This is a genomic window from Streptomyces sp. NPDC058678, from assembly GCF_042714835.1.
Classification (GTDB): domain Bacteria; phylum Actinomycetota; class Actinomycetes; order Streptomycetales; family Streptomycetaceae; genus Streptomyces.
This window is the reverse complement of record NZ_JBHXSG010000008.1, coordinates 182,487-208,447: the sequence shown is the minus strand read 5'-3', so window position 1 is coordinate 208,447 and position 25,961 is coordinate 182,487. Positions and strand designations below refer to the sequence as shown.

Below are 25,961 nucleotides of genomic sequence, written 5' to 3'. Positions count from 1 at the left end.
GTTCCCTGCCCGCCGCCCTCCCGGCAGTCGGCGCCGGTCGGCATCGCGCTGCTGACCTCCTGCACCAGCGGCAGCGACTCCGCCGCCTCTGCCCCCTCCCCGCAGGTGGTCACGGTCTCTCCGGACCCCAGCCCCGACCCCACGGTGAAGACGCCGCCCCCTTCGCGGCTGTGCTCCGCCCTCGGCCTGGCCGCCCGCCGGTACGGTGCTGCCGGAGCTGAAGTCCGCATCGCAGGTCGGCCCGAAAACGGCACGGCCCTGGACACCAGCAGCTATGCCACCGGCGACGGGGCGGTGCTGCTGTCGCTGAGCCTCGCCAGGCGGTCCTATGACGCCGCACTCGCCGTGGCCCACAACCTGGCCGGCGACCCCTCGTCCGCAGGGATAAGCGACGTGCGGGTCACCGAGGTCGACGGGCTGGGACAAGCCGCCTTCCGGGAAAGCGGCCACCTGGTGCGGGAGCAGCAGGACGTCAGCCACGTGGTGTGGCGCCCGGGTGCCCGGAGCTGGGTGCTCTCTCTCGCGCGGATCGGGTGGGCCGAGGGCGCCGACCGGCTCGTGTCTCTGGCCGGGCGGATCACCCCCCGGCTCCCTCAGTGACAGATCCGGCGGTAGGGCTCCTCGGGCACGTACGTCCGCCACTGCGCCCGCGTCAGTTCCGCGCCCTCCCGGGCGCAGACCTCCCGCACGGCCCGCTCCGGATCCACGACGTACCGCTGCAGTGGTACGTGCGCACTGCCCACGTACAGGGTCGTGCCGTCGGGGCTGAAGGCCAGCGAGTCGACGGCCTCGCCCGGTGTCGTCAGGGGGCCGCCCAGCGGCTGCTGGGTCCTCACGTCCCACAGCTGTACGCTCCCAGCGTCGCCGCCCACCGCCAGCGTCCGGCCGTCGGAGCTCACCGCCAGCTCGGAGACCGCCTCGGGGGTGTCGCGGAGCGGGGCCGGGAAGACGTTCCGCAGCAGGCCCGCCCGGTTTTTCAGCCTCCCGTCCCACAGCGCGACCCGGCCCGCCTGGTCGCCGGCCACCAGGAGGGCGCCGTCACCGCTGAACGCCACGGCGGTCGTCTGCTCGGCCTGGACGAGGTCGTGGGCGGCGACCTTCCCCGACGGCAGGGCGGCGGTGCTGTTGTCACCGACCAGCAGCCGGCCGTCGGGGTGGACGGCGAGGTGCATACCGGCCATCCCCTTGAGCACGCCCGTCCTGCGGTGTGTCCCGGTGTCCCACACCTCGTCGGTCAAGTCGCCGGTGTCCGGCGTGCGGGCGGCGTACAGAGTGCGGCCGCCGGGGCCGAGGGCGACGGAGACCACCGCCGAGCCGGTCAGGTTGAGGGTGGTGCGGGCGCGGTCGCGGGTCAGGTCCCAGAGCGTGAAGTGCTGGCGTGCCGCGTCGCTGCCGGGGGCCGAGACACCGTAGGCGAGTGTGCGGCCGTCCGGGGCGAACGTCATCAGCGGCACCGTGTCGGACGGTACGACCGGGAACGTGGTGTCGCTGGAGACGGGGACCGGCGTGGGCGGCAGCGTCCGCAGCACGCGGCCCGTGCGGGTGTCGTACAGCTGGAAGCGGTAGCGCGTGCCGTCGCGCTGGGCGGTGACCATCCTGCTGCCGTTCGGGCTGAACCGGACGTCGTTCACGGGCCGGGCGCGCCAGGCGGGGGTCACAGCCTGGGTGACGTCGACGGAGTGGACGGTGCCGCCCGCCAGGTAGCGGAGGACCGGGCGGGCGGGGTCCCAGGCCAGGCCGTCGTAGAGATACTGATTGTTCAAGGCGTGGCGGAATACCGGGGCCGAGGGTGAGGTAAGGCGCCACACCCGTATCTCAGTGGCGTCGGCCGTCGCGAGGAAGCCGTCGTCCTTGCCGAAGGCGGCGTAGCTCACGCCCGGGTCGGCGATGTCGGCGATCCCGGCCCCGGATGCCGTGTCCCACACCCGTACTCCGGAGTCCGACAAGGCCGCCAGCCGGGTGCCGCTGCCGAAGAACAGCATCGAACTGTAGTCGTCGCAGAGGCCGTCCGTTTTCTCCCAGGCGCCGTGGAGGGTACGCCGGTCGGCGAGGTCCCGGACCTGCGGGGAGCCGCCGGACGGGCAGACCGCGACCAGCCTGCCGTCGGCGCTCGGGGCCACGGTCTCCAGACTCGGCGCCCGCGTCTCGTACAGGACCTTGCCGTCCGTGAGGGAATGCAGCCGTACGCGGTCGTCGTCCGGGCCGCCCTCCAGGTAGGTGTGGCCGGTGAAGCGGACGGTGGAGTAGGGCGGCAGGGGGGCGCCGGGCAACCAGGCGCCGGCGGCCGTGTTCCACAGGCGTACGCCGTCCCCTTCCATGCTCACCGCCAGCACCCGGGCGCCCGGGGAGGCGGACTGTACGTTTCCGTCCGGCAGGCGGCCCGAGCCCGTGAGGGTGTGCGTGGCCATGTTCCAGGTGCGCCAGGTGCTGCCTTCAATGCTGAGCAGGGTGCGGCCGGAGTCGAGGACGAAGCGGTTCGGGATGGACCCGGGGGTGGGATCCGTGAACGTGTCGCGCTCAGGCTGGGCGAGGGATCCGAGCAGGGCGCGACGGGTCTCCGACAGCGGGGCGACGCGCCAGGCGGCGACACCGAGCAGCATCGCGGTGCGCGGGTCGGTGGTGCGCAGGGCGTCGGCGACGTCGGCGATGCGACGGGCGGCCGCGTCGGTGCGGCGCTGGTCGTTGTCGCGCTGTGTCTGCCAGGCGACCAGCGCGGCGGCCAGGGCGACCGCGAGGACGCCGGAGAGCGCGCTCACCAGCATCCGTGCCCGGCGGGTGGACCGGGCAGCGGCCCGGCGCTCCGCGTCCCGGGCATCCAGCGCGGCGGTGAGGAAGGCGCGCTCGGACACGGTCAACAGGCCGCCGTCGGCGAACAGCTCCTCCGCGCGCGCCAGCCGGGTGCCCCGGTACAGCGCGCCCTGGTCGCGGTCGTGTTCCAGCCAGGAGCGGGCGGCTTCGGTGAGCGCCCGGTGGTGGCGCAGCCGCCCGCGCTCCTGCTCGACCCAGCCGTGCAGGCGCGGCCAGCAGGTGATCAGTGCCTCGTGGGCGAGGTGGACGCCCTCCTCGTCGGTGGTCAGGAGCCGGGCGCGGGCCAGCCGTTCCACGACGTCGGGCACGTCCGGGTCGGCCCACTCCTCAAGTTCCGTCCTGAGGAGTGGGCGCCGGGTGTCGGGGGTGCCCTGACCTGGCTCGACCATCCGCAGCAGCAGCCGACGGGCGGCGTCCGCACGCGCCGGGGACAGCTCGCCGTACACCTCCTCGGCGCTCGCCGCGATCGCGCCGCTGACGCCGCCGACTGCCTTGTACGCGGCGAGTGTCAGCATCCGGCCCTTGCGCCGCCGCCAGGTTTCCAGGAGGGCGTGCGAGAGCATCGGCAGGCCGCCGGGCTCGTCGAGCACGTCCTCGACGATCCGTGCGGTCAGCTCCCGCTCCACCAAATGCCCGACCGCCTGCGCCGGCTTGACGACCGCCGCCCGCAGCTCGTCCGCCGTCATCGGGCCGAGCAGCAGGCCGGCGCCGCGCAGCGCCTCCGCGAGGCCGCCGTGCTCGGAGCAGCGGGCGTAGAAGTCGGCCCGTACGGCGACCAGGACCCGCAGCCGGCTGTCCGGGCCCCGAGAGGACAGCAGCAGGTCGATGAAGCGGGCGCGCTCGGCGCGGTCCCGGCAGAGGGTGAAGACCTCCTCGAACTGGTCGACCACCACCCAGCTCTCCGGCTCCTCGCGCGCGGGCGCGAGCAGATGGCCGTACGTGGTGGCCGGTCTGGGCCCCGGGGTGAGCACCCGCAGCACCGCCGGGCGATCCTGGGCCGCGATCTCCTGGCGCAGACGCGGGATCAGCCCAGCCCGGAGGAGGGAGGACTTGCCGCTGCCGGACGCCCCGAACAGCACCGCGAACCGGTGGTCGCACACGAGCCGGTTCAGGTCCTCGATCATCCGGTCCCGGCCGAAGAACAGCGCATGGTCGTCCTGTTCGAAGCGGGCGAGGCCCCGGTACGGAGGTGGCGTCTCGCCCTCGTCCTCGTCGCGCGTCGCCCCCTCGGCCTCCGTCCGGGCCTCCTTCCAGCGGGGTTCCCACTCCCCTGGGTCGGCTCCGCACGCGCGCGCGTACCCCAGCACGACGGCCAGCGACGGCAGCCGTTCCCCCGCCGCGGCCTGCGTCAGAGTTGTCGCGGAGAAGCCCGCGGTCTCGGCCATGGTGCGGTAGGAGGGACTGCCCGCCGTCCTGCGCAGTTCCCGCAGCTCATGGGCCAGCCGTTGGACGGGACCTGCCTGCGGATCCAGGGGTTTTTCCGGACGCCCCATGAGCGCGCACCTCCCACGAGAGACGAATAGTGATATCAGAGGCGAGGCGATTTTTCAGGAGGGTTTCCTGCAATGGCTCACCGAATGACATTCGGGCAAATGAAAGGCAACGTCCGCAAGCTCGTTCCGCCTTCTGCGTGGCCACCTGACCGGGTACCGGGGCCCGGGCCGACAGTCCGGTGACCTCGAAGACCTCGGGCTCTCCGAAACGGGTCACGACAGCGGCGTGCATGATCGGCCTCCACGCCGGGATGTCGCTGGGCCGCAGGCCCTTGACCGTGCGGCCCTGGCCAAGACCGAGGTGCTGGGCGCTGGAGCCACCGGCCGCTGGGGCCGGAGCAGACCGCCGTACGCCGACGGGGCCGCGCACCTTGCCCAGGTGCGCGGACCCGCCGCAGATACGGCGATTCACCGCTCGCCGGATGCTCGACCGGTCACTCGCTCTTGATGGCGGTGAGCATGTTCAGCCTGGTCGCGCTGCGGGCCGGCCACATGGCGGCCAGCGTGCCGACCAGACCTGCCAGTGCCAGGAAGAGCGCGAACCGTCCCCACGGCAGCACCAGTGCGTAGCCGGGGATGTCCGCCTTCATGGCCTGGCCGACGGCCCCGCCCAGGAAGGCCCCGAGCCCGATCCCGACCGCCGCGCCGAAGAGCGAGATGACCACGGCCTCCAGCCGGATCATCCGCTTCACACCCGGCCAGTCGAGGCCGATCGCCCGCAGCATCCCGATCTCCCGCCGCCGCTCGAAGACCGACATCGCGAGGGTGTTCACCACTCCCAGCACCGCGATGACGAGGGAGATCGCGAGCAGCCCGTACATGACGTTCAGCACGGTGCTGAGGAACCCACCGAACTGGTTTCGGATGTCCTGCTGGTCGCCGACCTTGATCGCCGGGTTCCCGGCAAGGGCGTCGAGGAGTGCCTTCTCGGTCGTGCTGCCGTCCGTCTTGACGTAGATCCGCGAGATGACCGTCTTGGCCTCGTGCGGCTCGAGCAGGTCCGTGGAGACGACGACCGGCGAGACGACGGTGTTGCTCTCGAAGACGGCCCCGACGGTCAGTTTGCCGCTCTTGGAGTCGTCCCACGTCACGGGCAGGGCGTCCCCGGCCTTCCAGCCGTGAGCCCGCGCGACGTCCTCGGCAACGGCGATCTGCCCCTTTGCGAGCGTGTCCAGCGAGCCGGAGACCACCGTGAGGTGCATGGCCTTCTCGAAGTCCGCGGGAGTGACGCCGGTGACCTGCTGCTCGCTGTCGCCGACCTGCATCGACGCGGGCTGTTCCTGCGAGACCGCTCTGACGCCCTCGGCCTTGCGCAGGGCGGCGACCGTCGAAGCGTCCAGTCCGTCGCCGCCGTCCGCGGTGACCATGTAGTCGGCCCTGACGATGTCGGTCGTCATCCTGTCCACGCTCTGACCGAGGGTGACACCGAGCACGGTCAGAGCGGTGACCAGCGTGAGCCCGATGGCCAGCGCGGAGGCGGTGGCGCCGGTACGGCGCGGGTTGCGTACGGCGTTCTGTCCCGCGAGCTGCCCCGAGACCCCGAACCCGCGCCGCAGCAGCGGCCGTACGACCGCGATCGCGGGCCGCGACAGCAACGGGATCAGCACGATGACACCGACCAGCGCGAGGAAGGCACCGAGCCCGACGAGCGCTGCGCCCCCGGAGCCGCCGGACCCGGCACCCGCGACGGCGGCCGCGGCGCCGAGCAGCGTGATGATGCCGCCGAGGGAGTTCCGTAGGACCAGGGACTTGGTGGTGGCCGGCAGGTGCGCGCTGCCGATAGCCGCGATGGGCGGGATCTTCGCGGCACGACGGGCCGGCAGCCAGGCCGCCAGCATGGTGACCAGAACGCCGACGAGGACCGCGACCAGGGCGGTCGACGATGTGACGATCAGCGGCCCGTCCGGAATCTCCCCGCCGAGCCCACCGATCGTGGAACGCAGCACAGCGGCCGTGGCGACCCCGAGCCCCAGACCAGCGGCGGCGGCAACAGCACCAACCACCATGGCCTCGACCAGCACGGACCGGGTGACCTGCTTACGGGAGGCGCCGACGGCACGCAGCAGGGCGAGCTCCCGAGTGCGCTGGGCGGCCAGCATGGTGAAGGTGTTGGCGATCAGGAAGACACTGACGAAGAGCGCGACCCCGGCGAAGACGAGCAGCATCGTGTTGAGCATCTTCGCGTCTCCAGCGGCCGAAGAGGCGTCCCGGGCGGCGAGCCGCTGACCGGTTTGGGCATCCGCGTAGTCCGGCAGCAGATTCCCGATGGCGGCGGCGAGTTCACTGTCCGAGGCGCCGGGAGCGGCGGTGACGGTGATGGCCTGATAGACGCCCGGCCGGATGTAGAGCCGCTGGGCGACCGGGGTGTCGAACAGCACCAGGCTGCCGCCGCCGGCCACCGCGCTGTCCTCGGTCGTGAAGATCCCGGAGAGCTTGTACGTCTTCGCCGGACCCTTGACGGCGACACGCACGGTGTCGCCGACGTCGAAGCCGCCCTTCGAAGCCGAGGCATTGTCGAGGGCGATCTGCCCGGCCTTGGTGGGACCACTACCGTCGGTGAATACGTAGAGCCCGTCCTTGCCGTCCTTCCCCGGCGCGAAATTGCCGCCCAGGTTGGACGCGGCACTGCCGATGAGCCCGCCGTCCTTGTCGGCGACGGAAGCGCCCCCGTAGAACCGCCCGACGGCATCGGCGACCCCGTCGAGCCGGGCGATCTCGTCGAACGTCTTCCGGCTGAGGCCGGGGTTCTTGCCCGAGGAGTCGGCGTACGCGCGGACCTCGACGTCCACGTGCGCGTAGCTCTTGGCCGCCTGGTCGCGGTAGGCGCTGGCGAGGCTGTCGGTGAAGACCAGGGTGCCGGAGACGAACGCGACGCCGAGCATGACGGCGAGCAGGGTCATCAGCAGTCTGGCCTTGTGCGCAAGGACGTTGCGCAGGGCTGTGCGGAACATGGTGGTGTCCTGATGGAGTGAGGGCGGGGCTGGGCGGCCGGATTCGGTCTGCCGCAGCGCCTGTCAATGCGGTCGGTGCTGTCGCCTGGGGGCGTGGGTCTGTTCGCGCCCATGCGTACCGCTCAGCTCGTGCGGAACTTGGTGTCGAAGGCCTTCATGCGATCGAGGACCCCGTCCGCGGTGGGCTCGTACATCTCGTCGACGATCCGCCCGTCGACGAGGAAGACGACCCGGTCCGCGTAGGAGGCGGCGACGGGATCGTGGGTGACCATGACGACGGTCTGACCCAACTCCCGTACGGAGTCACGCAAAAATCCGAGGACCTCGGTACCCGAGCGCGAGTCCAGGTTGCCGGTCGGCTCGTCCCCGAAGACGATGTCCGGCCTGGAGGCGAGCGCCCGGGCAACGGCGACTCGCTGCTGCTGGCCGCCGGAGAGCTGAGCGGGGCGGTGGCTGAGCCGGCCGGACAGGCCGACCATCCGTATGACGGTGTCCAGCCACTGCTTGTCCGGTGTGCGGCCCGCGATGTCCATCGGGAGCGTGATGTTCTCGAGTGCGGTGAGGGTCGGCAGCAGGTTGAACGCCTGGAAGATGAAGCCGATCTTGTCCCGGCGGAGCTTGGTGAGCTGCCTGTCGGTCAGAGACCCGAGCTCGGTGTCGCCGACGCGCACCGAGCCGGAGGAGAAACTGTCGAGTCCGGCGACGCAGTGCATCAGCGTGGACTTGCCGGACCCGGAAGGCCCCATGATCGCCGTGAACTGGGACTGTCCGAAGCCGACGGAGACCCGGTCGAGGGCGATCACCCGGGTCTCGCCCTGTCCGTAGACCTTGGAGAGCTCGGTGGCGCGGGCGGCCACGGTGGTGATGGCACGAGAGCCGGTGGGCGCGGTGGTGGTCATGGGGCCTACTCCGATCGAGGGCGCAGACAGCGCTGGGACGGGGGTGCGGGCCCGCCCCTGGCTGGGAACACCTCCATCGTCCGGTTTGTGCAGCTCCCGTGGATCAGCCGAATTGCCGACCCCCTGGGTCTGATCCGAGAGCCGGTTTCGTCAGCCTCGGGGGTGCCATCGCGTCGTCTCCGGGGGTGACGCAATGGAGAAAACGCCTGGGAAAGGGGGCTGCCGCAGGGGGCCACCGTCCCCCTCACCGGCAAGAGGCGCCCCGTGCCGACGAGACCGCCCCATCGGCGTCTCGGCCTTTCGGCCGAGGCAGCCCGGCTTGGCCGTGGTCGGGGCGGTGCGGGATGGCCAGGCCGGTGCCCCGGTTGCCGCCGCCCGTGCTGACCGCGACCCTGCCGACAGTGCACTCCGGCCCACGCCTCCCATCGGCGGCGGTCGGCCCCGCCGCTGGCCTTCGTCCGGTGAAGCTCGTACGAGCCGATCACGACGCCCATCTCGCGTAGCCGGTCCACACTTCCACCGGAGTGGACTGGAACTCAGCGGCAAGACACACGACGTGCACCAGGTCCTCGGACCCCTGAGCCGACAGCAGGACGCCTTCCAGGCCTTGCCCACGATCCAGCGCGCGGCACAGGGTCACCCTTCTCGATGATGATGGCTTGGCGGGCTATGCACGCGGGGACGGTGCGTGTCGGGCTGAGAAGGCACCATGCCGCGGTTGCCGTTGAGTCTTCGCTTGCGGGAACTCCAGCCCTTCGAGGGAGCGCTTGAGCCGCTGTCCACCAGGAAGCAGCCCGGGCGTGGGACCTGAAGCCACCCTTGGCCAGGATGCTCTCGACCTGACCGTCAACCGTGCGCGGTAACCGTCGCCGTGCACGGATCTGCCGATTACTCACGCCCAGGACCACCAGCGCGCCCACCGCCCGCTCCCAGCGGGCAAAGGGACCGCGGTGGTCGCCTCGGCTCCGGTGAGGGCGTAGGCGCCGGTCTTGTCAGGCAACGATGACGCCCGCCCCTCCACAAGGGCATCTCTCATACGCTGCCAAGGGCGTCCATGGATCTACCAGAGCGCACGCGCAGCGCCCAGCAACTGCCCCGTCGGCTTGTCGGTCAACACTTCGGCCACCGCGCACGGTTGGGAAGAGCGCGGAACGCCCTCCAGCCTTCGACCGCCAGCGCTACGAGGTGCGCCACTCGGTCGAAGCGGACATCACCCGGCGCAAGGCCCAAGCGCTGCACGTGCCGACAGTGCTCGCCCCCTCCCAGACCCGTCGGCCAGCGACACGTGACCTTGCCGACGGGTCGTCCAACACCTCGGCCTGGTTTCCGGATGCGCCCATGCTCCGCGAAGGGCACATGCCCCGGACCGGGTTCGCCTCGGCCGGACACATCGACGCGCTGATCGCCGCCCCGAACTGGGCTGGCCCGACAGGGTTGTTCGGCACCGGCCAGGCATCTCGACCGGGACCGTGCACGCACGGTCCTTTTTCCTTACGCAACCCCCCACGCTCTGAGGAAAGTTCATGAGAAGAAGCGCAGCCGCGCTGTTCAGTGCGACCGTCGCACTGGCCGGCACCCTCACGGCCGTCCCTGCCCAGGCCGGCACATCGCCCTCCGCGACCACCGCCCAGCCCTCGGAAATCACCTGGAGGGACTGCCACACGGACGACTATCCGACCCTCCAGTGCGCGTCGCTGAAGGTGCCGCTCAACTACGCCGAGCCGCACGGGCGGCAGATCACCCTCGCGCTGTCCCGCACCCCGCACACCGCCAAGAAGTCCCAGGCCCCGCTGCTGATCAACCCCGGCGGCCCCGGCGTCAGCGGACTGGACATCGCCGGATGGCTCCCGCCCCTGCTGCCCAAGGCGGTCGCGGCCCAGTACGACTTCATAGGCTTCGACCCGCGCGGAGTGGGCCAGAGCAAGCCCGCCGTGGACTGCAAGCCGGGCTACTTCGCCCCGGTGCGCCCGGACTCGCTGCCGGGCACACCCGCCCTGGAGAAGGTCAACCTCGCGCGCGCCAAGTCCTTCGCCGAGGAGTGCGGCAAGAAGTACGGGGACGTGCTGCCGTACATCAACACGATCAGCACCGCCAGGGACATGGACGCGATCCGCGAGGCACTCGGCGCCAAAAAGATCAACTACCTCGGCTACTCGGGTGGGACATACCTCGGCGCGGTCTACGGCAAGCTGTTCCCGGAGCGGGTGCGACGCATGGTCCTGGACTCGATCGTCGATCCCACCAAGGCGTGGTACGACTCCAACATGTCCCAGGACCCGGCGATCGAGGGTCGCTACAAGGCGCTCATGGCGTGGATCGCCACGTACAACGACACGTACAAGCTCGGCACCGAACCGGCCGCGATCGAAGCCAAGTGGTACGCGATGCGTGCGGAACTCGCCAAGAACCCGGCGGGCGGCAAGGTGGGCGTCTCCGAGCTGGAGGACACCTTCCTGGCCGGTGTCTACGGCAACGATGCCTGGCCCTACCTCGCGCGGGCCTTCGCTGCCTACGTGAACGACAAGAGCTCCGACCACCTGGTCAAGGAGTACGAGTACTACGCGGAGCAGGCCGGCAGCAGCAGCAACAACTACAGCATCTACACCGCGATCGAGTGCGGTGACGCCCCCTGGCCGCGTGACTGGAACCAGTGGCGCAAGGACAACTGGGCGATGTACGAGAAGGCGCCGTTCCTCACGTGGAACAACGCCTGGCTCAACGCGCCGTGCGCGTTCTGGCCCACGAAGCCGCACAAGCCGATGAACGTCGCCAACACCAAGCTGCCGCCGGTGCTGCTGTTCCAGGCGACGAACGACGGGGCCACCCCGTATGAGGGCGGCGTCACCGTTCACCACCTGCTGAAGCACTCCAGCCTGGTGGTCGAGCAGGGCGGCGGGAACCACAGCATCACGCTGAGGGGGAACACCTGCCTGGACGAGTACCTGGCGAACTATCTGTCCGACGGCACGGCACCGCGCGGCACCGGCGTGGCCGACGCCGTCTGCCAGAAGATGCCCGACCCGGCACCACTGAGCACGGTGCAGTCGGCCACCGCACCGGTCGGCGGCTCACTGCACGGGATGCTCGGCTTCCGCGGCTGAACGTACGGGGTCTGTCCCGTGTACCCAGAAGGGGGAAGGGCTCCCGGTGCTCACCGGGAGCCCTTCTCGTATCTCGGGCGCACGACCTCTTCATACGACTTCCCCCGGCAGGCAGCAGGTGCAAGATGCAGGTGTGGACCCAGCCCACGCGCTTCACAGGCCGCGCCGCATCAGCCTGGCCGATCAGCGAGCCGGCCGAGGCATCGAAGTAACCGCGAGTTCTCTGCTGCATGCCGGAGAGGTACTCCCGGGGCAACTCGCAGGACCTGGCCTGAGAGGCGCTATTACCGCGCCCTGCTTGTCTCCCGTGTCGCTGTCCCTGTGCGGGTTCTGGCATCCCACCCGGACCGGTTCCTCTAGCTATGGGGTAGTGGTGGCACCCATCTCCGGGTGCCTAGCCCTGACCGTTCCCACAGCGACCCTGGCCATCCACCCCTTCCTACAGACAGGGATGGCTGCCCAATCGCCGGACATCCGCTGGCGCCTTCCTGACACACCCCTGTCTCCGTCATCCGCCACCAGTTGCGTTTTGAGGCTTCCTCTGCCCTGAGGCAACTTCTCTCGTCCAGAGATCGCTGAGACATCAGGGCCAGAAGGACAGGACCGACGGACGAACGGCACACCCAAGTCACAGCACCTGGTCCGTGTCCGCCAGCCCCTATCCGTCCCCGGCGACCCCACATCCCCTGTGTCGCCCTACCTCATGTCGGAGAAACCGCCCGCATCACGGAGCTCAGGGCACATGCCCGAGACAGGGGTTTACTTTTTCCTGCGCCACGGAAAAGACAGGGCTTTCACCACAGGGACCAGAGAACTGCAAAACGCGACAGCCTCCCCTGTCGCTAATTATCTTTGAATCACAGGGGGGTGGAATGCCAACCAGATACAGCAGCCCTGCATTTTGCAGCGAGACAGTGAAACGTTCCTTCCACCCAGACAGGCCCTGGATACAAAACGGAATTTTCGACTCTGTTCGCACAGGTAACCCGACAGGTAATTGACCTCGTCGCTACTTCGAGTGAAGCACCCCTTGCGAGCTGGGTAAGTTATGCACTCTCATAGGTAGGGTTCTGCAATGATCGAAGCCCTTCCGTGGGAAGAAGTAGCCGGTAATCCTGACAAGTACATCCAGCTCCTGGAGGAGAAGGAGATCGAACTACAGCGCGATATGTTCAAGGTCCGCCAAGAACTTCGCCTCGTTCGTCAGGTGAAGAAGCAGATGCAGATCGCAGACGAGTGGCGGTCATCAGGCATCCCTGAGCAGCGACAGTCCGACACGGACTCCGATGACGTCGAGCCGACGGCAGCAGCCGGCGGTTTCCAGGCCGCACCCCGCAAGACTCGTATCTTGCGGCTCATGTCCCAGGACCCCACGCGGCAGTGGAAAGCGCTGGAAGTTGCCAATGCCCTCAACGAGGCAGACAAGATCAAGAGCGTTCGTGTGGCAGCGGATGAACTGGCGAAGTCCGGTTCTCTGATCAAGCTGCCGAATGCTTTCTACCAGTACGCACCACCTCAGCAGCCTTAAGACAAAGAAGGCCGCCACCAAGGAGTCCAGTCCAAGGTGACGGCCAACGGCGACGAACCCACCTAGAACCTTCCACAGCGCCGGATCAGTTCGTCACGTTGCATTTTACGAGCGGCCGAGGGCCGCCGGTAGCGCATGACGAAATATGGTCCCGCCCTTCGCCCGAAGGGATGACCGCCCGCATGTTCGGTTTCGAACAGCCATTCCGTGCCCCCCGTCCGTATACCGGCGGCTCCCCGCTGCGGCCCGCTTCACACTTCCCGGCCGGGCCAGAGATCACAGTCCAGCGCCTTTTCGAGATTGGCAATGGTCAGCAGGTCGGGCCACGCCTCACCGGCGAGCGCCTTGGCGATCGTGAAGCGGGCGACGCCACTCTCGCGCGACAAGTGAGCGACGGTCCAGCCCCGCTGGTCGAGCGCAGCCTTGAGCCGGGCAGCCATGGCCTGGGCGACCCGCGCCCCGTGGTGCTCCTCCATGACGGCCTCAGGCCACGCACCGCCGGCGCAGTACGCGCGCGGCGGCAGTCGGCGGGCATCTCCTTGGGGCATGAGGTGAAGTCTGACCCATCCGGTCCTCCCCGGTCGCGCGCGGCTGCTGCCACGAGTACATGTTATTCGAATAACACCCCTCCGGCTGGGGTGTTGGTCTGGCGACATGTGATGAGTCAGCGGATTGATTCCTACGGCCCGTCCGGCTCCCCCGCGGGGTGGAGCCGCGTCGGCGACGAAGTGCGCCGTGTCGTCCGCCTCGCCGATCCCCTGACGTCCTACAAAGCACGTGAACTGCTTTCCGCGCTGGCCCAGTTGGCGCTCTTCTGCAACGGCGAGGGCCTTCCCGGAAAGGCCGAGGTGTGGCTCTCCCTGGAGGTGATCGAGAGATTCATCGCGGTCGGCTGCCCCAACGTGAAGGAGAGCAGCCGCGGCAACTACCGGACCAGGCTCCTGCGGCTCAGCGAGATCGTCCTGGGCGGCGAATGCCGGACTGGGAAGCCCGCCAAGCTGTCGGCCTCGGTTCCCAACAGCCCCTACACCCGGACCGAACTCGCGGACCTGTGGGGCTGGGTCACCGGGCAGCCCACCGAGGAGCTCCGATGGGGCTGCAAGACGCTCATGGCGCTCGGGCTCGGTGTCGGCCTCGACTCACCGGAGGTCATCCGGGTTCGCGTCCACGACGTCCGCAGAACCCCTGGAGGCGGCGGTCCGGCCGTCGTGGTCACTCGCGGGGCCCGGAAACGCGAAATCCTCTGCCGCCGTCCCTGGGAAGGCGTTTTGGCCTCCGCCGCCGACCGTCTCGAGACCCCGGGCACCGCCCGGTACCTGTTCCGCCCCAACTCCCACAGCCGCGGCACCAACACCGTCACGAACTTCCTGGCCCGAACCCAGCCCAGCCCGAACGTCCCTCGTCTGGTCATGGGCCGTCTCAGGTCCACGTGGCTGGCCGAACTCTTCGAAGAGCGGCTTCCCATCACCGTCATCGTGGCGGCGGCCGGCGTCGACACCCTCCACGGCCTCTCCCGCATCCTGCCGTTCCTGCGTGCCGTCCCCGCCGAGGAAGCCGCCCGGCTGCTGCGAGGCAGCCAATGACGGCACCACGCGGCCTGCCCAGCGATCGCCACGACCGCCTCCTGGCGATGCGCGCCAAGCGCCGTCTCATCGACGACGCCGACGTCGAGACGGCGATCGAGGAAGTCGACAACAGCCAACTCGTCCCCCTGCTAAAGGAGTTCGTCCACCTCCCGCGCGGCCGGCACCGCACCCTGCACCTCAGAAACCTCCTGATCGGCCTCCACCTCTGCACCCAGGACACCGGCGGCAAGATCGTCCTGGAACGGGTCACGGACATCCTGTACTTCCGCCTCAGCCCGCAGCTGCGCGCCCGGCTCGACATACCCGAGTACGAAGACCACGACCAGGGATTTGAGGCGGCCTACGCCGTCGTCAGGCGAATCTTCCACGCCATGAAAGACGCCATGAACCCCTCCCCGCTGCCACCCAATGGACACCTCTCGCGCCTGGAGGCGCACGCACTGACGGCGGCAGCCGACATCGACGACCTGGCGGAGCGGGAGCGGCGGCTGGCCCTGTTCACCGAGTTCGTGCTGGACGCCTCTGTACGCCCCCTCCAGGAGCTGCTGGCAGAACTGGCGGAGGTCTCTCTGGGCATCGACGCCACCCCCGTCCGCACGTTCTCCCGTGGCCGTGCCACGCAGGGCCCCGAGCTCGCCACCGACCCGGACGCCGGCTGGTACGTCCGCGAGGGCGACCACCGAGACCCGGATGCACCGGTGTCCGACTCCATGCGTCCGCCTCCGCCGCCCGCCAAGAAGGGCAAAGCCAAGACGTCTCTGGTCAAGAAGAAGACCTCACTCAAGAAGAAGTACCTCTTCGGCTACGACGCCCACCTCATCGTGGCCCGTGACACCGAACACGACGCCGTGCTCCTCGACGACGGCACCCCGAACCCCAACATCCTCCCGGTTCTCGTCCTCGGCGTCGCACTCGACAAGCCCGGCCAGCGCCCTGCGTACAACGGTCTGAAGGTCCTCAACCGGCTCCAGGAACGGGGATACAAACCCGGCTACCTTGCCGGCGACCGCGCCTACAACAACTCCGAGCCCGCCGAGTGGCAGGTCCCCGTCCGGGCCATGGGCTACAAGCCCGTCTACGACTACCGGGCGGACCAGCTCGGCAAGCAAGGCGGAACGGAAGGCGCGATCCTCGTCGAGGGCCGCTGGTACTGCCCGTCCATGCCGGAGCCCCTCATCAACGCCACCATCGACCTGCACGCCGAACGCATCGACCGGGAGACGTGGGTCCGGCTGATCTCCGCCCGCCGCGGATACCGCCTCATGCCGAAACAGAACGCCGACGCCGACGGCTACCAGCGGATGATGTGCCCCGCCGAAGCGGGCAAGGCCCAGTGCCTCATCAAGCCCCACACCCTGGGCCGCGGCATCCACCTCCCCCTCATCGACCCGGAGCCCAGCCCAACCGGCCCGGTCAAGGTCTGCCGCCAGAACGCCATCACCGTGAGCCCGGAAGCCGGCGCCAAGCAGTGGCAGGCTCTGGAGTACGGCGGTCCGGAATGGCAGAAGGTCTACTTCCGGCTCCGCAACAGCATCGAGGGCTACAACGGCTACGCCAAGAATCCGCTGGCCGAGGGCATCGAGGCGGCGGGCTCACGCCGCATCCGCGGCATCGCCGCCCAGACGATCCTGCTGGCCTTCCAACTCGCCCACGCCAACCGCCGCAAGATCAAAAAATGGCTTGAGACACTCGCACTCGGCGGCGACCGCCCCCGCCGCCGCACCCACCACAGGCGGAAAACCAAGGAGCCCGGGACCTGGACACCCACTGGTCATCTGGCGGCAACCGCCTGATCCGGCCACCACCCCCAGCACCACCCCGGAAAACAACCAGCAGCACCAAAAGCAGGGCCCCGACCGTGAGATACCTCACCGCCGGGGCCCTGCCGCGTCACCGTCCGGGCCGCAGCCCATCGCTACAACGAGAAACGGGCCCCACCATGACTTCCGTCACTGGTGGAGACCCGTTTCGTCGGTTTCTCGCTGTGCGCGAGGGGGGAGTTGAACCCCCACGCCCTTTCGGGCACTGGAACCTGAATCCAGCGCGTCTGCCTATTCCGCCACCCGCGCATTGGGTGTGTCCTCAGGCCCCGTCCCCCTTGGGGTTGGCGCCTTCCGACACGCAGAACATTAGCACGCAGGAAGGGGTGGGTTCACATCCCTTATGGCCGGGCAGCAGCCGACCAGCACACTCTGCCTCCGTCCGCCACCCCACCTCCGAGTCCGCGGCTACGTATCAACGCGGACCGGTTCACGTATCAACCTCGTACCGGTCCAGGCCGTCTCCGCAGGAGCCGGTCCGGGTCCACAGTCAGGTGCGGGACACTTGTCTTCGGCCGCCTCTACGATCCTTCACAGGACGACGTCCGAGAAGAGTTCGAAGGGGTGCTCCGGAGGGAACTTCGGAGGCGTCGACACCGTCGACCGGGCCGACAGGGGGAACCAGCCGATTTACCGGCGCGTGGATACGATCAGTAAGCAGTACCAGCAGTACCGGGCAAGGCAGTACCCGCTCAGCGGGACGCAGGACGGCAGCAGCGACGGAGGAGGTGCCCCATGGGAGTCCTGAAGAAGTTCGAGCAGCGTCTCGAAGGTCTGGTCAACGGCACCTTCGCCAAGGTGTTCAAGTCCGAGGTACAGCCCGTGGAGATCGCGGGAGCGCTCCAGCGCGAGTGCGACAACAACGCGACCATCTGGAACCGCGACCGGACGGTCGTACCCAACGACTTCATCGTGGAGCTGAGCACGCCGGACTTCGAGCGGCTCAGCCCCTACTCCGGCCAGCTCGGCGACGAGCTCGCCGGCATGGTGCGCGACTACGCGAAGCAGCAGCGCTACACCTTCATGGGCCCCATCAAGGTCCATCTGGAGAAGGCGGACGACCTCGACACCGGCCTGTACCGGGTGCGCAGCCGTACGCTCGCCTCCTCCACCAACCAGCAGGCCCCCGGCGGCGCCCCGGCGGCCCCGGCCGCAGGCCGGCCGGCCCCCGGCGGCTACGGCTACCCGCCCCCCGCATCGCCCGCGGGCGCCCCGCCCATGCCCGCCGCGCCGCCGCCCGGCGGCCGCGCCGGTGGCTACGGCTACCCGCAGCCCGTCGGCGGACAGCGCCCCCCTGCGGCACCCGCTGCCGCACCAGCGGCCGGCGGTCGCATGCGGCACTGGGTCGAGATCAACGGCAACCGCCATCAGATCTCCCGCGCGACGCTGGTGCTGGGCCGCAGCACCGAGGCCGACGTGCGGATCGACGACCCCGGCGTCTCCCGCCGGCACTGTGAGATCCGGACCGGAACGCCCCCGACGATCCAGGATCTCGGGTCCACCAACGGCATCGTGGTGGACGGGCAGCACACCACCCGCGCTACGCTCCGCGACGGCTCGCGGATCGTCGTGGGCAGTACCACCATCATTTACCGGCAAGCCGAAGGGTGAAGCGGGGGCAATGTCAGAGCTGACCCTCACGGTCATGCGGCTGGGTTTCCTGGCCGTTCTGTGGCTGTTCGTGATCGTGGCCGTGCAGGTCATCCGCAGCGACCTGTTCGGTACGCGTGTCACCCAGCGCGGTTCGCGCCGGGAGAGCGGGCGGCAGCAGCAGGCCGCCGCCGCCCGGCAGGCCGCGCCTCCGCAGCAGCGCCAACAGGCGGCCGGCGGCCGCCAGCGTCGTAACGCACCCACCAAACTGGTGGTGACCGAGGGCACACTCACCGGCACCACCGTCGCGCTCCAGGGCCAGACCATCACCCTGGGCCGGGCGCACGACAGCACCATCGTGCTGGACGACGACTACGCCTCCAGCCGTCATGCCAGGATCTACCCGGACCGCGACGGCCAGTGGATCGTCGAGGACCTGGGCTCCACCAACGGCACGTACCTCGACCGAACGCGGCTGACGACCCCCACACCGATTGCGCCGGGCGCGCCCCTCCGCATCGGCAAGACCGTCATCGAGCTGCGGAAGTAGTGCCACGTCATGAATGAGCGCGAGCGGAGCGAGCACGCAGCGGCGCCCGGCACCCCGGGCCCCGGCGCGCTCCCGACCGGAGGGTGGGCACCGTGCGGATGTACCCGGAGCCGACGGGCGAGGTGCGCATGAGTCTGTCACTGCGCTTCGCCGCCGGATCGCACAAAGGCATGATCCGGGAGGGCAACGAGGACTCCGGATACGCCGGTCCGCGCCTGCTCGCCATCGCCGACGGCATGGGCGGCGCGGCGGCCGGCGAGGTCGCCTCCTCCGAGGCCATCTCCACCATCGTCGCCCTCGACGACGACGTGCCCGGCTCCGACATCCTCACCTCCCTCGGCACCGCCGTACAGCGCGCCAACGACCAGCTGCGCGCGATGGTGGAGGAGGACCCGCAGCTGGAGGGCATGGGCACCACGCTCACCGCCCTGCTGTGGACCGGCCAGCGCTTGGGCCTCGTACACGTCGGCGACTCGCGCGCCTACCTGCTACGTGACGGCGTCCTCACGCAGATCACGCAGGACCACACGTGGGTGCAGCGCCTGGTCGACGAGGGCCGTATCACCGAGGAAGAGGCCACCACCCACCCGCAGCGCTCCCTGCTGATGCGCGCGCTGGGCAGCGGCGAGCACGTCGAGCCCGACCTCTCCATCCGTGAAGTCCGCGCCGGCGACCGCTACCTGATCTGCTCCGACGGCCTGTCCGGGGTCGTGTCCCACCAGACGCTGGAGGACACCCTCGCCAGCTATCAGGGGCCCCAGGAGACCGTGCAGGAGCTGATCCAGCTCGCGCTGCGCGGCGGTGGCCCCGACAACATCACGGTCATCATCGCCGACGTCCTCGACCTCGACACCGGGGACACCCTCGCCGGGCAGCTCTCCGACACCCCGGTCGTGGTCGGCGCGGTCGCCGAGAACCAGCTCCAGCTGCACGACAACGGCATCATGCAGACCCCGGCAGGCCGCGCCTCCGGGCTCGGCCGCCAGGTGCCCGGACAGGGCGGCGGCGAGTTCGGCCCGCCCGGCTCCGGCGACACCACCGGCTACATCTCCACAGCCGGCTTCGGCGACTACGGCGACGACGACTTCGTCAAGCCCCGTAAGGGCCGCAGGTGGCTCAAGAGATCCTTCTACATCGCGCTCGTGCTGGCCGTCGTCGGCGGCGGGCTGTACGGCGGCTACCGCTGGACGCAGACGCAGTACTACGTCGGCGCCAACGGCGAACACGTCGCCCTGTACCGGGGCATCAGCCAGGACCTCGCCTGGGTCTCGCTGTCCAAGGTGCACAAGGACCACCCCGAGATCGAACTCAAGTACCTGCCGACGTACATGCAGAAGCAGGTCAAGGCGACGATCACCGAGGGCGGCCTCAAGGACGCCCAGACGAAGATCAACGCCCTGGCGGTCCAGGCGTCCGCGTGCGAGAAGGAAGCCGCACGTCAGAAGGCCGAGAGCGAGAACAACGCCAAGACCGGCGAAGGCGAGGCCGGCGGCACCACGGGAACCACACCCGCCTCTTGGTCGTCCAAGGCCTCACCGACGCCGAACCCATCGGCGCCGACCTCGCCCGCCCCGTCCACGACTGCGCCCACGCCCACCCCCGGCCCCAGCCTCTCCGACCAGGAGCAGAAGGTCGTCTCGCAGTGCGACAAGCAGTAGCCGAGCCGTGAGAGGCCCTGTCACACGATGAGCAGTTCTACCAACCCATCGACGCACCACACGTCCACCATCGGTGCCATCGGCACGCCGAGCCGCCGCAACACCGAGCTCGCGCTGCTGGTGTTCGCCGTGGTGATCCCGGTGTTCGCCTACGCCAACGTGGGCCTGGCCATCAACGACGAGGTGCCGCCCGGTCTGCTGGGCTACGGTCTCGGACTCGGCCTGCTCGCGGGCGTCGGCCATCTCGTCGTACGGAAGTTCGCGCCCTACGCGGACCCGCTGATGCTGCCGCTGGCGACGCTGCTGAACGGGCTCGGCCTGGTCGTCATCTGGCGTCTGGACCAGTCGAAGCGGCTCAGCAACTACGCCGCGGCGGCACCGCGCCAGTTGCTGTACTCCGCGATGGGCGTCGCTCTGCTGGTGGCCGTGCTGATCTTCCTGAAGGACCACCGCGTCCTGCAGCGCTACACCTACATCTCCATGGCAGGCGCGCTGTTCCTGCTGGTCCTGCCGCTCGTGCCCGGACTCGGCGCGAACATCTACGGCGCCAAGATCTGGATCAAGATCCCCGGCCTCGGCACGCTTCAGCCCGGTGAATTCGCGAAGATCGCCCTCGCGGTGTTCTTCGCCGGCTACCTCATGGTCAAGAGAGACGCCCTGGCGCTGGCCAGCCGACGGTTCATGGGGCTCTACCTGCCGCGCGGCCGCGACCTCGGTCCGATTCTCGTCGTCTGGGTGATCTCGATCCTCATCCTGGTCTTCGAGACGGACCTCGGAACATCCCTGCTGTTCTTCGGGATGTTCATCATCATGCTGTACGTCGCCACCGAGCGGACCAGCTGGATCGTCTTCGGTCTGCTGATGTCCGCGGTCGGCGCCGTCGGCGTGGCCAGCTTCGAGCCGCACATCCAGACGCGTGTGCAGGCCTGGCTGGACCCGATGCGCGAGTTCCAGCTCAGCCGCTCCGGGGCCAGTGACGGCATTGTGCACTCCGAGCAGGCCATGCAGGCCCTGTGGGCCTTCGGCTCCGGCGGCACGCTCGGTACCGGCCTCGGGCAGGGCAACTCCGACCTCATCGGCTTCGCCGCCAACTCCGACTTCATCCTCGCGACCTTCGGCGAGGAACTGGGTCTGGCCGGCGTCATGGCGATCCTGCTGCTCTACGGCCTGATCGTGGAACGCGGCGTGCGTACGGCCCTCGCCGCCCGCGACCCGTTCGGCAAGCTGCTCGCCATCGGCCTGTCCGGCGCCTTCGCCCTCCAGGTCTTCGTCGTGGCAGGCGGTGTCATGGGCCTCATCCCGCTGACCGGTATGACACTGCCGTTCGTCGCCTACGGCGGTTCGTCCGTCATCGCCAACTGGGCACTCATCGGCATCCTGTTGCGCATCAGCGACACCGCACGCCGTCCGGCGCCCGCCCCCGCCCCCAGCCCCGACGCCGAGATGACCCAGGTGGTCCGCCCGTCATGAACAAGCCCCTGCGCCGGATCGCGATCTTCTGCGGACTCCTCGTCCTGTCACTGCTCATCCGCGACAACTGGATCCAGTACGTCCAGGCCGACGAGCTCAAGTCCGACAAGGACAACCGCCGCGTCATCATCGAGCGGTACGCCACTCCACGCGGCGACATCATCGTCGACGGCAAGCCGGTCACCGGCTCCAAGGAGACCGCCGGCAGCGACTTCAAGTTCAAGCGCACCTACACGAACGGCCCCATGTGGGCGCCCGTCACCGGGTACGCCTCACAGGCCTTCGGGGCCAACCAGCTGGAGAACATCGAGGACGGAATCCTCACCGGCAACGACGACCGGCTGTTCTTCCGCAACACCCTCGACATGTTCACGGGCGACGAGAAGGAGGGTGGCAATGTGGTCACCACCCTCGACGGCGCCGCGCAGAAGGCCGCGTACAACGGCCTGAAGAAGCAGGGCGGCAAGGGTGCCGTCGTGGCCCTCGACCCGTCCACCGGCGCGATCCTGGCGCTGGCGTCCTACCCGTCGTACGACCCCTCCTCGTTCGCCGGCAACTCCACGACGACGGACACCGAGGCGTGGCAGAAGCTCCAGAAGGCGAACAACGACGAGGACCCGATGCTCAACCGCGCCCTGCGCGAGACCTATCCGCCGGGCTCCACCTTCAAGGTCGTCACCGCCGCCGCCGCGCTGGAGAACGGGCTGTACACCTCGGCGGACGAGAAGACCGACTCGCCGCTGCCCTGGACCATGCCGGGCACCACGACGGTGCTGCCGAACGAGGGCAACATCCCCTGCAAGAACGCCACGTTGCGGGTCGCCCTCCAGTACTCCTGCAACACCGTCTTCGGCAAGGTCGGTTCCGACCTCGGCAACGACAAGATGCTCGCGGAGGCCAAGAAGTTCGGCTTCGGCGAGGAGCATTTCACGCCGATCCGTTCCAGCTCCTCGGTCTTCTCCGAGGACATGGCTCCCTCGGAGGTCGCACTGTCCTCCATCGGCCAGTTCAACACCGCCGCGACCCCGCTCCAGATGGCGATGGTCGCCTCGGCGATCGCCAACGACGGCACCCTGATGAAGCCGTACATGGTCGACGAGCTCCAGGCGCCGAGCCTCGATCCCATCGAGAAGACCGAGCCGGAAAAGCTGAGCCAGCCGCTGACGGCGAAGAACGCCCAGATCCTCCAGGACATGATGGAGACCGTCGTCAAGGACGGCACCGGCAGGAACGCGCAGATCGACGGCGTCAAGGTCGGCGGCAAGACCGGCACCGCCCAGCACGGCGTCGACAACAGTGAGAAGCCTTACGCCTGGTTCCTCTCGTACGCCAAGCTCGCCGACGGCAGCTCGCCGGTCGCCGTGGCCGTGGTCGTCGAGGATGACAGCGCCGTCCGTGACGACATCTCCGGCGGTGGCCTCGCGGCGCCCATCGCGAAGAGCGTGATGGAGGCGGTCATCAAGAGCAAGCAGTGACCCAGATCACGTCCCCCTCACATCGGTGCACGTTGCGATACCGGTCCTGTATCGGGTGACGGGCTTGGCCAGGTCACACACGGCCATCCGGGTACGGTAGGCCCGGACGGCAGCCACCCGACCGCACTGATGTGCCGGTCGGGACCGACGGAGAGGGCTGGTAGGAAGCTATGGAAGAGCCGCGTCGCCTCGGCGGCCGGTACGAGCTGGGCCAGGTGCTCGGCCGTGGTGGCATGGCGGAGGTATACCTCGCACATGACACCCGGCTCGGCCGCACCGTGGCGGTGAAGACGCTGCGCGCGGACCTCGCGCGCGACCCGTCCTTCCAGGCCCGGTTCCGCCGGGAGGCCCAGTCGGCCGCCTCGCTCAACCATCCCGCGATCGTCGCGGTCTACGACACGGGCGAGGACTACATCGACGGGGTCTCGATCCCGTACATCGTCATGGAGTACGTCGACGGCTCCACCCTCCGTGAACTCCTCCACAGCGGCCGCCGGCTGCTGCCGGAGCGCACGCTGGAGATGACCATCGGCATCCTCCAGGCCCTGGAGTACTCGCACCGGGCCGGCATCGTCCACCGCGACATCAAGCCCGCCAACGTCATGCTGACGCGCAACGGCCAGGTCAAGGTGATGGACTTCGGCATCGCCCGCGCCATGGGCGACTCCGGCATGACGATGACGCAGACGTCCGCGGTGATCGGCACCGCCCAGTACCTCTCCCCGGAGCAGGCCAAGGGCGAGCAGGTGGACGCCCGGTCCGACCTCTACTCCACGGGCTGTCTGCTGTACGAGCTCCTGACGGTCCGGCCGCCCTTCGTGGGCGACTCCCCGGTCGCGGTCGCGTACCAGCACGTACGGGAGGAGCCCCAGGCCCCGTCCGTGTTCGATCCGGAACTCACGCCCGAGATGGACGCCATCGTCCTGAAGGCGCTGGTCAAGGACCCGAACTACCGTTACCAGTCCGCCGACGAGATGCGCGTCGACATCGAGGCCTGCCTCGACGGCCAGCCGGTCGCGGCCACCGCCGCGATGGGCTCCGTGGGCTACGGCGGCTACCCCGACGACCAGCCGACGACGGCCCTGCGCGCCGACGCGGGCGCCACGGCCATGCTGCCGCCCATGAACCCGGACGACGGCGGCTACGGCTACGACGACCGCCCCGACCGGCGCCGCCAGAAGAAGTCGAACACCTCGACGATCCTCCTGGTCGTGGCCGGTGTCCTGGTGCTGGTCGGCGCGATTCTCATCGGCAAGTGGATCTTCGACGGCAGCAGTGCGGGCAACGAGCAGGTGCCCGTACCCTCCCTCGTCGGCCAGACCGAAGCCGATGCCAAGAAGCAGTTGACCAACAGCGACCTGGTCGTGGGGACGATCACGCCGAAGGCCTGCGAGGCGCAGACCAAGGGCAATATCTGCGAACAGGACCCCGCCCCCCAGACCAAGGTCGACAAGAACACCGCCGTCAACCTGGTCATCTCGACCGGCGCCCCGAAGGTCACCGTCCCGAGCGTCATCGGCCTGCCGCTCGACGAGGCCAAGGACCAGCTCACCGGCGACGACTACGAGTTCACGATCAAGACGGAGACCCGGGTGTCCTCGGACGACCCCGGATCCGTGCTCGACCAGGACCCGGTCAAGGGCGAGGAAGTGGAGAAGGGCTCCACGATCACCCTCATCATCGCCAAGGCCGAGGAGAAGGCCACGGTCCCGGACGTTCTCGGCAAGTCCTGTGACGAGGCCAAGGCCCAGATGACGGCCAACAACCTGGTCGGCAACTGCACCGACGTCGAGACCGACGACGTCAACCAGATCGGCAAGGTCATCCAGACCACGCCGTCGGCCGGCCAGCAGGCCGACAAGAACTCCTCGGTCAACATCCAGGTCGGCAAGGCGGCGGACAAGACGGAGGTCCCGAACGTCGTCGGCCAGACCGTGGGGCAGGCCAAGCAGATCCTCAACGCGGCCGGCTTCACGAACATCCAGTTCGCCAACGGCAGCGACCAGAGTGACACCGCGTTCGTACAGCAGCAGGACCCGGGTGCGGGCAACGAGGTCGACGACCCCGCCGGCACCCAGATCACCCTGACGACCATCGGCGTCGGCAACAACGGTGGCAACGGCAACGGCGGCAATGACAACGGCGGCTTCTTCGGCGGCGCCACCGGAACGGCGGCCCGCACCGAGGACTGACCCCCTCCGCCCGGTACGAACGAAGCCCCGGCACCCTCCTGAGGAGGGTGCCGGGGCTTCGCCGTGTGCCCAGGACTCTTGCGTCAGCTCAGTTCAGCGGGCGGCGTGCGCTCGTTGTTCACCGCGTCCACCCGCACCAGCTCGCCCCAGACGACGTACCGGTACTTGGACGTGAACACCGGCGTGCACGTCGTCAGGGTGATGTAGTGGCCCGCCTTCTTCTTGCCGGACTCCTTGGGGACCGCCGACAGGACCTTGACGTTGTACTTCGAGGTCTCGGGAAGGACCGCGTAGACCTTGTAGACGTACCACTTGTCCTTCGTCTCGAAGACGATCGGGTCGCCCTTCCTGAGCTTGTCGATGTTGTGGAACTTCGCGCCGTGGCCGTCGCGGTGGGCGGCGAGGGTGAAGTTGCCCTCCTTGCCGGAGGTGGGGAGCGTCGCCTTGGACGGGTCGGTGTAGTAGCCGGCGACGCCGTCGTTGAGGACCTTCGAGGAGGTGCCCTTCTCGACCAGGACCTCGCCGTTCTTCATCGCGGGCACGTGCAGGAAACCGATGCCGGCCCCGGGGCTGAAGGCGCTGGGACCGGTGTCCTTCTGGGCGGCCCAGTTGTCGCGGACCTTGTCGCCCTGCTGATCCGCCTTGCGGTCGGCGAGGACGTTCGTCCACCACAGGGAGTAGACGACGAAGAGGCCGAGGATCAGACCCGCGGTGATGAGGAGTTCGCCGAAGACACTGACCGCCATGGCGATCCGGCCGGGGCCGCGGCGACGGGGTGCGGGCCCGGGTCCGGACGTGCCGGTCTGTTCTGCGGTGCCGTCGGTGGTCGCTGCCACTTGT

The 25,961-nt window shown here is 69.0% G+C and carries 16 protein-coding genes, 1 tRNA gene and 1 pseudogene; 11 read left to right on the top strand and 7 right to left on the bottom strand.

Annotated features, from left to right (window positions below; all coding sequences use genetic code 11):
• Window positions 1-105 precede the first annotated feature (105 nt).
• Window positions 106-600: a hypothetical protein gene (locus tag ACFWWR_RS11190; RefSeq protein ID WP_384302908.1), complete on the top strand. Its 495-nt coding sequence runs from the start codon at window positions 106-108 to the stop codon at window positions 598-600.
• On the opposite strand, the gene ACFWWR_RS11185 is transcribed toward ACFWWR_RS11190, so the two are convergent.
• The 4 genes and pseudogenes from ACFWWR_RS11185 to ACFWWR_RS11170 all read right to left on the bottom strand — a co-directional run.
• Window positions 594-4,301: a hypothetical protein gene (locus ACFWWR_RS11185; RefSeq protein WP_384302906.1), complete on the bottom strand. Its 3,708-nt coding sequence runs from the start codon at window positions 4,299-4,301 to the stop codon at window positions 594-596. The genes ACFWWR_RS11190 and ACFWWR_RS11185 overlap by 7 nt on opposite strands.
• 434 nt (window positions 4,302-4,735) lie before the next feature.
• Complete coding sequence (locus ACFWWR_RS11180) at window positions 4,736-7,252, bottom strand: ABC transporter permease (RefSeq protein WP_384302904.1); 2,517 nt, start codon at window positions 7,250-7,252, stop codon at window positions 4,736-4,738.
• 122 nt (window positions 7,253-7,374) lie between these two features.
• Window positions 7,375-8,151 carry an ABC transporter ATP-binding protein gene (locus ACFWWR_RS11175; protein ID WP_384302902.1) on the bottom strand — a complete coding sequence of 259 codons (777 nt, stop codon included), beginning with the start codon at window positions 8,149-8,151 and terminating at the stop codon, window positions 7,375-7,377.
• Window positions 8,152-8,570: 419 nt separating this feature from the next.
• A pseudogene (locus ACFWWR_RS11170) lies at window positions 8,571-8,666 on the bottom strand (flavoprotein); the annotation flags it as partial.
• A 1,008-nt stretch (window positions 8,667-9,674) separates the two neighbouring features.
• Between ACFWWR_RS11170 and ACFWWR_RS11165 the strand changes: the two are divergent.
• Both ACFWWR_RS11165 and ACFWWR_RS11160 read left to right on the top strand, forming a co-directional pair.
• Window positions 9,675-11,252 (top strand): alpha/beta hydrolase, encoded by a 1,578-nt coding sequence (locus ACFWWR_RS11165; RefSeq protein WP_384302900.1) that lies wholly within the window; start codon window positions 9,675-9,677, stop codon window positions 11,250-11,252.
• Between the two features lie 1,075 nt (window positions 11,253-12,327).
• Complete coding sequence (locus ACFWWR_RS11160) at window positions 12,328-12,780, top strand: hypothetical protein (RefSeq protein WP_384302898.1); 453 nt, start codon at window positions 12,328-12,330, stop codon at window positions 12,778-12,780.
• Between the two features lie 251 nt (window positions 12,781-13,031).
• Here the strand turns inward: ACFWWR_RS11160 and ACFWWR_RS11155 are convergent, their stop codons facing one another.
• Window positions 13,032-13,256 (bottom strand): multiprotein-bridging factor 1 family protein, encoded by a 225-nt coding sequence (locus tag ACFWWR_RS11155; protein WP_384302896.1) that lies wholly within the window; start codon window positions 13,254-13,256, stop codon window positions 13,032-13,034.
• A gap of 183 nt (window positions 13,257-13,439) precedes the next feature.
• Here ACFWWR_RS11155 and ACFWWR_RS11150 point away from each other — a divergent pair, with 183 nt between their 5' ends.
• Together ACFWWR_RS11150 and ACFWWR_RS11145 are read left to right on the top strand one after the other, a co-directional pair.
• Complete coding sequence (locus ACFWWR_RS11150) at window positions 13,440-14,363, top strand: hypothetical protein (protein ID WP_384302894.1); 924 nt, start codon at window positions 13,440-13,442, stop codon at window positions 14,361-14,363.
• Window positions 14,360-16,159 carry a hypothetical protein gene (locus ACFWWR_RS11145; protein WP_384302892.1) on the top strand — a complete coding sequence of 600 codons (1,800 nt, stop codon included), beginning with the start codon at window positions 14,360-14,362 and terminating at the stop codon, window positions 16,157-16,159. The genes ACFWWR_RS11150 and ACFWWR_RS11145 overlap by 4 nt, the downstream gene beginning before the upstream one ends.
• 192 nt (window positions 16,160-16,351) lie before the next feature.
• On the opposite strand, the gene ACFWWR_RS11140 is transcribed toward ACFWWR_RS11145, so the two are convergent.
• Window positions 16,352-16,435: transfer RNA gene (locus tag ACFWWR_RS11140), tRNA-Leu, on the bottom strand.
• Window positions 16,436-16,921: 486 nt separating this feature from the next.
• On the opposite strand from ACFWWR_RS11140, the gene ACFWWR_RS11135 reads away from it, so the two are divergent.
• The 6 genes from ACFWWR_RS11135 to pknB all read left to right on the top strand — a co-directional run bounded on the left by ACFWWR_RS11135 (window position 16,922) and on the right by pknB (window position 25,121).
• Window positions 16,922-17,797, top strand: coding sequence for an FhaA domain-containing protein (locus ACFWWR_RS11135; RefSeq protein WP_383862203.1), 876 nt, complete (start codon window positions 16,922-16,924; stop codon window positions 17,795-17,797).
• Between the two features lie 10 nt (window positions 17,798-17,807).
• Window positions 17,808-18,326: an FHA domain-containing protein gene (locus ACFWWR_RS11130; RefSeq protein ID WP_383862207.1), complete on the top strand. Its 519-nt coding sequence runs from the start codon at window positions 17,808-17,810 to the stop codon at window positions 18,324-18,326.
• A 98-nt stretch (window positions 18,327-18,424) separates the two neighbouring features.
• The gene (locus ACFWWR_RS11125; protein ID WP_384302934.1) at window positions 18,425-19,984 is read left to right on the top strand and encodes a Stp1/IreP family PP2C-type Ser/Thr phosphatase; all 1,560 of its coding nucleotides are present in this window, start codon (window positions 18,425-18,427) and stop codon (window positions 19,982-19,984) included.
• A gap of 27 nt (window positions 19,985-20,011) precedes the next feature.
• Window positions 20,012-21,454 (top strand): FtsW/RodA/SpoVE family cell cycle protein, encoded by a 1,443-nt coding sequence (locus ACFWWR_RS11120; RefSeq protein WP_217243022.1) that lies wholly within the window; start codon window positions 20,012-20,014, stop codon window positions 21,452-21,454.
• Window positions 21,451-22,929 carry a peptidoglycan D,D-transpeptidase FtsI family protein gene (locus tag ACFWWR_RS11115; protein WP_383862211.1) on the top strand — a complete coding sequence of 493 codons (1,479 nt, stop codon included), beginning with the start codon at window positions 21,451-21,453 and terminating at the stop codon, window positions 22,927-22,929. The genes ACFWWR_RS11120 and ACFWWR_RS11115 overlap by 4 nt, the downstream gene beginning before the upstream one ends.
• A gap of 170 nt (window positions 22,930-23,099) precedes the next feature.
• Window positions 23,100-25,121 carry a Stk1 family PASTA domain-containing Ser/Thr kinase gene (pknB, locus tag ACFWWR_RS11110; RefSeq protein ID WP_384302890.1) on the top strand — a complete coding sequence of 674 codons (2,022 nt, stop codon included), beginning with the start codon at window positions 23,100-23,102 and terminating at the stop codon, window positions 25,119-25,121.
• 83 nt (window positions 25,122-25,204) lie between these two features.
• Here the strand turns inward: pknB and ACFWWR_RS11105 are convergent, their stop codons facing one another.
• A complete protein-coding gene (locus tag ACFWWR_RS11105; RefSeq protein WP_383862217.1) occupies window positions 25,205-25,957 on the bottom strand; it encodes a class E sortase in 753 nt (250 codons plus the stop codon).
• Between the last annotated feature and the right edge of the window lie 4 nt (window positions 25,958-25,961).